4 protein-coding genes and 1 pseudogene are annotated in these 6,409 nt (G+C 59.6%); 2 read left to right on the forward strand and 3 right to left on the reverse strand.

All coding sequences use genetic code 11. The features are described 5' to 3' along the window. Nucleotides 1–1,214, forward strand: a 1,214-nt coding sequence (locus HMPREF3011_RS03770) for an ABC transporter permease (RefSeq protein WP_070841160.1), incomplete at its 5' end; no start/stop codon positions are given. A gap of 91 nt (nucleotides 1,215–1,305) precedes the next feature. Here HMPREF3011_RS03770 and HMPREF3011_RS03775 read toward each other — a convergent pair. Continuing rightward, nucleotides 1,306–2,292: a ribokinase gene (locus HMPREF3011_RS03775; RefSeq protein ID WP_038626400.1), complete on the reverse strand. Its 987-nt coding sequence runs from the start codon at nucleotides 2,290–2,292 to the stop codon at nucleotides 1,306–1,308. A gap of 108 nt (nucleotides 2,293–2,400) precedes the next feature. Between HMPREF3011_RS03775 and HMPREF3011_RS03780 the strand changes: the two are divergent. Further along, nucleotides 2,401–3,881 (forward strand): annotated as a pseudogene (locus tag HMPREF3011_RS03780) (carboxyl transferase domain-containing protein). 173 nt (nucleotides 3,882–4,054) lie between these two features. Here HMPREF3011_RS03780 and HMPREF3011_RS03785 read toward each other — a convergent pair. Continuing rightward, nucleotides 4,055–4,414, reverse strand: a complete 360-nt coding sequence (locus HMPREF3011_RS03785) for an FKBP-type peptidyl-prolyl cis-trans isomerase (protein ID WP_005511805.1) — start codon at nucleotides 4,412–4,414, stop codon at nucleotides 4,055–4,057. Between the two features lie 213 nt (nucleotides 4,415–4,627). Then, nucleotides 4,628–5,923 (reverse strand): citrate synthase, encoded by a 1,296-nt coding sequence (locus HMPREF3011_RS03790; protein WP_038626406.1) that lies wholly within the window; start codon nucleotides 5,921–5,923, stop codon nucleotides 4,628–4,630. Between the last annotated feature and the right edge of the window lie 486 nt (nucleotides 5,924–6,409).

Below are 6,409 nucleotides of genomic sequence, written 5' to 3' on the forward strand. Positions count from 1 at the left end.
GCGAACTCCGCGAGCATCTACTGAAGAAGAGCTCGCTGATCACGCTCATCATCATGGCAGTGGCGGTCGTCGGCGGTATCTTCGTTGCCGACTACATGACTTCCAAGTCCGATAATGACGCTGTCAAGATCGCGGTCGTCGGAGAAGCGCCGTTCGCGGACTCTCTCGCCGACGCCACCGCCGAAATGAAAGATGCTGAAGGTGCGGATGCCGCAGCCGGCGCATTTGCCACGGCATCACTGTCACCGTTGGAGATTACGTCCGCGGCAGCCGACAAGGCCGCTCGCGCTGCCGTCACCGACGGTGATGCCGACGCCGCTCTCGTCCCCGACACCGCAGAAGGCAAGGAGGGCTCGTGGAAGCTGCTTGCCGACGACGCCCCATCCTGGCTAGCCCCAATGCTGCAGGAGTCGCTGCAGAAACAGAACGAAGCCATGCTGCTCAGCGAAAACGGAATCAACCCCGGCGAGTTTTTCTCCAAGACTCAAAGCGCAGCCGTGTCGGTGGAATCCCTGGATGAAGCAAAAGACGAGAAGATGCCTGCGATGCTCATCACGCTAATCGGTGTGATGGTCATGATGACCGCCATCCTCGTCTTCGGTGGCGCAGTGGCCACCAGCGTCATCGAGGAGAAGTCCTCCCGTGTCATCGAGATCATTCTCTCGACAGTCCGCCCGGCGCACCTGTTGGCCGGCAAGATCCTCGGCGCCGGTCTGGCCGGCATCATCATGATGAGTGTGCTGACCGCCAGCGCCGCAGTTGCCCTCATGATTACCGGATTGGCGGAGAGCTTCGATGTCCCGTGGTCCGCAGTCTGGCTGCTGGTCCCGTGCTTCATCCTCGGTTACTTCTTCTTCGCCGCGCTGTATGCAGCCTCCGCATCACTGGTCAGCCGTATGGAAGATTTCCAGGGCGCACAGATGCCGGTACTGGTGTTCTCGCTGATTACGATGTATGTTCCGCTGTTTGGCTGGAGCAAGCTGGACTCTACCGTCATGCAGATTGCCTCGTGGATTCCGCCGGTTTCCATCACCACCGCTCCGTTGCAGTATGCCGTTGGCAATTTCTCCGCACTCCAGTTGGTTGCCTCACTGCTAATCATGGTTGTGGGAGTAGCCGCAGTCATCGCACTCGCAGCCTGGATCTACCCGCGCAATGTCCTGCGCACCGGTGCCGCGGTCAGCTGGAAGAAGGCCCTAACGGCCAAGAGCTAGCCCCAGCCCTGCCAAAAAGGAGCGTGGCCCCCTTCGGCCACAGTCACCTAAAACCGAATACTCGTCAATCGCGTAGTTTGCTCAGCGCACCTTATAGACCGTGGTCCGCCGCAAACTGCGCGATTTTTCCTGTCTCGCCATAAGAGGTCTGCGCCCCCACGCCTGTCGCCGCATGAGCCGAGACCACCGCCGCAAGACGAGCTGCCGTCACCACATCATCGCCCGCGGCCAACGCGGTGAGGACCGTGCCCATGTACGCATCACCGCAGCCCGTGGTATCCACGACCTCGATGGGCAGCGCCGGAATGCGTGTGACTGACACCTCGCTTTCCGACGTCCTCAGGACCGCAGACCCCTCCCCACCAAGTGTGACAATGGCCGTGGAAATCCCGTGTTCGTCGGCAAGCGCGCGACCAACCGCGTCCCACTGACCGTGCTCGCAACCGGCGACCGCGCGCTCGCAGCCGATTATAGCTGCGAGTTCGTGCTCATTGACAATGAGGACATCGACCAGCGCGAGCAGATCCTCACTGACCGCCCGAATCGGCGACAGGTTGAACACCACCGGCACGCCCGCATCGTGGGCAATCTGCGCGGCGGCCAGGACCGCCTCATCACAAATCTCCAGACACAGACCGAGGCACCCCGCCCGCTGAATCTTGTCCGCATGACTGCGCACCGTCTCAGCATCGACTTCACCATTGGCGCCAGCGGAGATGACAATGAAATTCTCCGCCGCATCATCAACAACAATCATGGCTGTGCCAGTGGCAGAGTCGACGGTCTCAACTGCGGAGATGTCCACGTGAGCGTCGGTAAGCGCGTCGCGCAGCAACTGTGCGTTGGGATCCGAACCGACCGCGCCGACCAGTTCCACGGCCGCGCCCAGCCTGCCAGCCGTCGCCGCCTGATTCGCCGACTTACCGCCCGGCAGAATACGCAAGGGACTCCCCTCGATAGTCTCACCACCATGCGGCAGGCGCTTCACAGTGACAGTCAGGTCTGCGTTGATGGAACCGACGACACATACGTTTGGCCGCTGATTAGCCAGCTCGGTGAGGCGCTCAGTAATCGGCATTGGTTCGACTCCTCGGTAGTGCGGACATGTTTTTTCCGACAATAGCGCTACCCCTTTCCGCCCACCATCAACTAAGCCGGTTTACCCCTTGTTTACTACCGTGGAGGTATGGCTAGAATCAGCGCCCAACAAGTAATAGATACCGTCCTCGACCACGGAAGTTTCACATCCTGGGACGGCGCGCCCGAGCACGGTGACATCGACGAGGCCTACCGCGGCACACTGTCCCGCGCCTCTGATAAAACAGGTCTCGATGAGGCCGTTATCACCGGCGAAGGCACCGTCGGCGGCAAGCGCGTCGCCGTCATCTGTTCTGAGTTCGGCTTCCTCGGCGGTTCTATCGGCACCGCTACCGCTCGCCGGATTATCCGCAGCATCGAGCGCGCGACCGCGGAGCAGCTGCCGCTGTTGCTCTCACCAACCTCGGGCGGCACTCGCATGCAGGAGGGCACCGCGGCGTTCGCGCTCATGATCTCTATTACCACCGCAGTGGCGCGCCACAAGGATTCTCACTTGCCCTTCCTGGTGTACCTGCGCAATCCCACCACCGGCGGTGTCATGGCGTCGTGGGGGTCGGCAGGTCACTTCACTTTCGCAGAGCCCGGCGCGCTTCTCGGCTTCCTCGGCCCGCGCGTCGTCGAGCTCGCTACCGGCGAACCCATGCCCGAAGGCGTTCAGACCTCCGAGAACCTGTTCAAGCAGGGCATTATCGACGGCATCATTCCGCTCGAAGGTCTGCGCGGCGCTGTCCGCCGCACCATCGACGTGCTTGCCGACGGAGACCCCAGCGAACCCACCCCACCGCCAGCAGCAGACATTGATGGTCGCGATACCTGGGAAGCTATCCTGCGCACCCGCGATACTTCTCGTCCAGGTGGCGGCGATATTATCGATGCCCTTGTCGACTGCTCCGTGCCAATCTCCGGCACTGGCGATGGCCACAAATCGCTGTCGGTCCGGGCTCGCCTAGCGCGGATTGGTGAGCGGCCGGTGATTTGGTCGCCCAGGACCGGCATAACCAGCCGCCGCTGGGCACACACCCAATGGGGCCGGGTTCGCTGCGTTTTGCCCGCCGCGCGATGCGCATTGCGGAGAGCCTGAACATTCCGCTGGTCACGGTCATTGATACCCCCGGCGCTGAGTTGACCAAAGATGCCGAGGAAAATGCCATGGCCGGCGAGATTGCCCGCACCTTGACCACGCTGGTGAACTTGAAGGTCCCGACCGTGTCTCTCATTCTCGGCCAGGGCTGCGGTGGTGGCGCGCTGGCCATGCTGCCCTCTGACCGCGTGCTGGCAATGCACGATGCCTGGATGTCTCCGTTGCCTCCGGAGGGTGCTTCGGCGATTATCTACCGAGACACCGAGCATGCTCCAGAAATGATGGAGGAACAGGGCGTTGGCGCCGAGGCCATGCTGAAGACCGGGGTCATCGACGAGATCGTGGCCGAACCTGCGGATCCGGCCGAACTGCCCCGCCGTGCCCTGAGCGCTATCGAGCACGCCCTCTGGGAACTGGAGAAGAACCCGGCTCGCGTTGGCCGTGAGCAACGTTTCGACCACTACCGTCGCTTCGCACTGGGTGAGTAGGGGGCCGGGGGCTGGTTTGGGCCTGGTTCAGGCCTTCAGCCCCACCCCAATCTCAGAAAGCAAGAAGGTGACTGGGTTTATGGCACTTTTGGGCAAATTTTCACGCCTGAAGCGTCATAAACGCAGTCACTTTCTCCGCTGGAGATCCGGGGCCTTACTATCGGGGAGAAGTTTTACTTAACGTCCAACAGATCGATGACAAAGACCAGGGTCTTACCAGACAGGAAGTGTCCTGCACCAGCCGGGCCGTAAGCCTTCTCCGGCGGGCAAATCAGCTCGCGGCGACCGCCGACCTTCATGCCCGGAATGCCTTCCTGCCAACCGGCAATCAGACCGTTCAGCGGGAACTCGATGGACTGGCCGCGGTTCCAGGAAGAGTCGAACTCTTCACCGGTCTCGTAGTCAACACCCACGTAGTGGACCTCGACGCGAGCACCCGGGGTGGCCTCCTTGCCGTCACCGACAGTGAGGTCGTTGATGACGAGTTCCGTCGGAGCCGGACCGGACTTAGCAGTGAGTTCTGGCTTGGACAAGACAATCTCCTATCACAGTTGGCATTTATCAAAGCTGGCAATTATTCCAACTTAAATGGACCCAACTCAAATGGGGTTTCTTAAAATTCTAGGAAAAATAAAAGGCGCGTACCAACCTTTCGAAGGCTAGTACGCGCCTTTTCGCGTTTTCAACGCTGGACTTTCTATGCTGAGCTACCTGCGAGGAACCCCTACGCGGTAATCGCTAAAACCTTAGCGCTGGTCGCGCGGAACGAAGTCACGCTCGGTCTCGCCGGTGTAAATCTGGCGAGGACGGTTGATCTTCGATGCCGGGTCAGTGACCTGCTCGTTGAACTGAGCAATCCAGCCCGGGAGGCGGCCGATGGCAAACAGGACGGTGAAGAAGTCCGTCGGGAAGCCCATGGCGCGGTAAATCAGGCCGGTGTAGAAGTCAACGTTCGGGTAGAGCTTGCGGGAGACGAAGTAGTCATCAGCCAGTGCAATCTCTTCCAGCTTCATGGCCAGATCCAGCAGCTCGTCGCCACCGAGGTGCTCGAGCACGTCGTGAGCGGTCTTCTTAGCGATAGCTGCACGCGGGTCGTAGGACTTGTAGACGCGGTGACCGAAGCCCATCAGGCGGACGCCCGGCTCCTTGTTCTTTACGCGGTTCATGAACTCGGTAGCGTCGCCACCGTGGTTCTGCTGGATGTCCTCGAGCATCTCCAGAACAGCCTGGTTAGCACCACCGTGCAGCGGGCCAGACAGAGCGTTGATACCAGCAGCGATGGAGACGAACATGGAAGCGCCGGAGGAAGCGACCATGCGGACGGTGGAGGTGGAGCAGTTCTGCTCGTGGTCAGCGTGCAGGATGAGCAGCTTGTCCAGAGCGTCAACCACAACCGGGTCAACCTCGTAGTCAGCGGTCGGGTAACCGAACATCATGCGCAGGAAGTTCTCGCGAGCGTTCAGGTTGTTGTCCGGGTACATGTACGGCTCACCCTTGGATGCGCGGTAAGCGTATGCAGCCAGCATCGGAACCTTAGCCATCAGGCGAACTGCAGCCAGGTTACGCTGCTCTTCGTTCAGCGGATCCAGCTCGTCCTGGTAGTAGGAAGCCAGAATGTTGACCGAAGAAGCCAGGGTCTGCATCGGGTGTGCGCCACGCGGGAAGATGCTGAATGCGCGACGGAAGTCCTCGTCCAGCAGGGTGTGGTGACGAATGTCGTGGTTGAACTGTGCGATCTCTTCCTCAGATGGGAGGTGACCGTGAATCAACAGGTAGGAAACCTCGTTGAAGGTGGCCTTCTCAGCCAGCTGCTCAATCGGGTAACCGCGGTAGCGCAGGATGCCGTTACCGCCGTCGATGTAAGTGATCTTGGACTCGGTAGAACCGGTGGCGGTGTAGCCCGGGTCGAAGGTGGTCAGTCCAGTTTCCTGGAGCATCTTGCCCAGAGCAATACCGTCGTTACCCTCGGTTGCCTTGACGATGTCCATCTCGAACTCGCCGCCCGGGTAGTGGAGTACAGCCTTGCCGTCTTTAGTAGCCACAACTTCCCTTTCACAGAAAAATTCTTCTTAACGACTCCAGAGTGCGGGGGAAGCAGGCACAGCGGAAAACAGCATGCTGCCTCCCAACTCCACGCCACCCCTTCGGGGTCGCATTGTTTCCAATGATTCAATTATGCGCGACATTTGCGTTCCATTGCATCTTGTCCAGTGAAAAAGTTTGCTTAGTTCACATCGACCGTGTCGTAACCATAAAGAACCGACACCTGCAGTGGATTAGAACACACAATATCAAAGAGTGTGAGCAGCGCAACACCCTCTACCCCATTCGGGCAGCCTGGGCTTACCCAATCTTGACCCCTCTTCACCCTGAAATGCAAATGAAAAAACGGGTTTATTACGTTGTCACTGCTCATTTACTAACCAGGAGCCCATTCAACAGCCGATGTCTTTAAAAGTTCAAAAGTCATCGAACCAACGCCCGAAAACACATCGACTAAATCCACAATAATCCACCCCTCCCTGCCC

The sequence above is a fragment of the Corynebacterium sp. HMSC074C04 genome (genome assembly GCF_001838295.1).
GTDB classification, from domain to species: Bacteria; Actinomycetota; Actinomycetes; order Mycobacteriales; family Mycobacteriaceae; genus Corynebacterium; species Corynebacterium amycolatum.

What these genes read in the sequence shown, in the direction of transcription:
- HMPREF3011_RS03775 (WP_038626400.1), bottom strand. Translation starts at nt 2,292, where the DNA reads ATGCCGATTACTGAGCGCCTCACCGAGCTGGCTAATCAGCGGCCAAAC.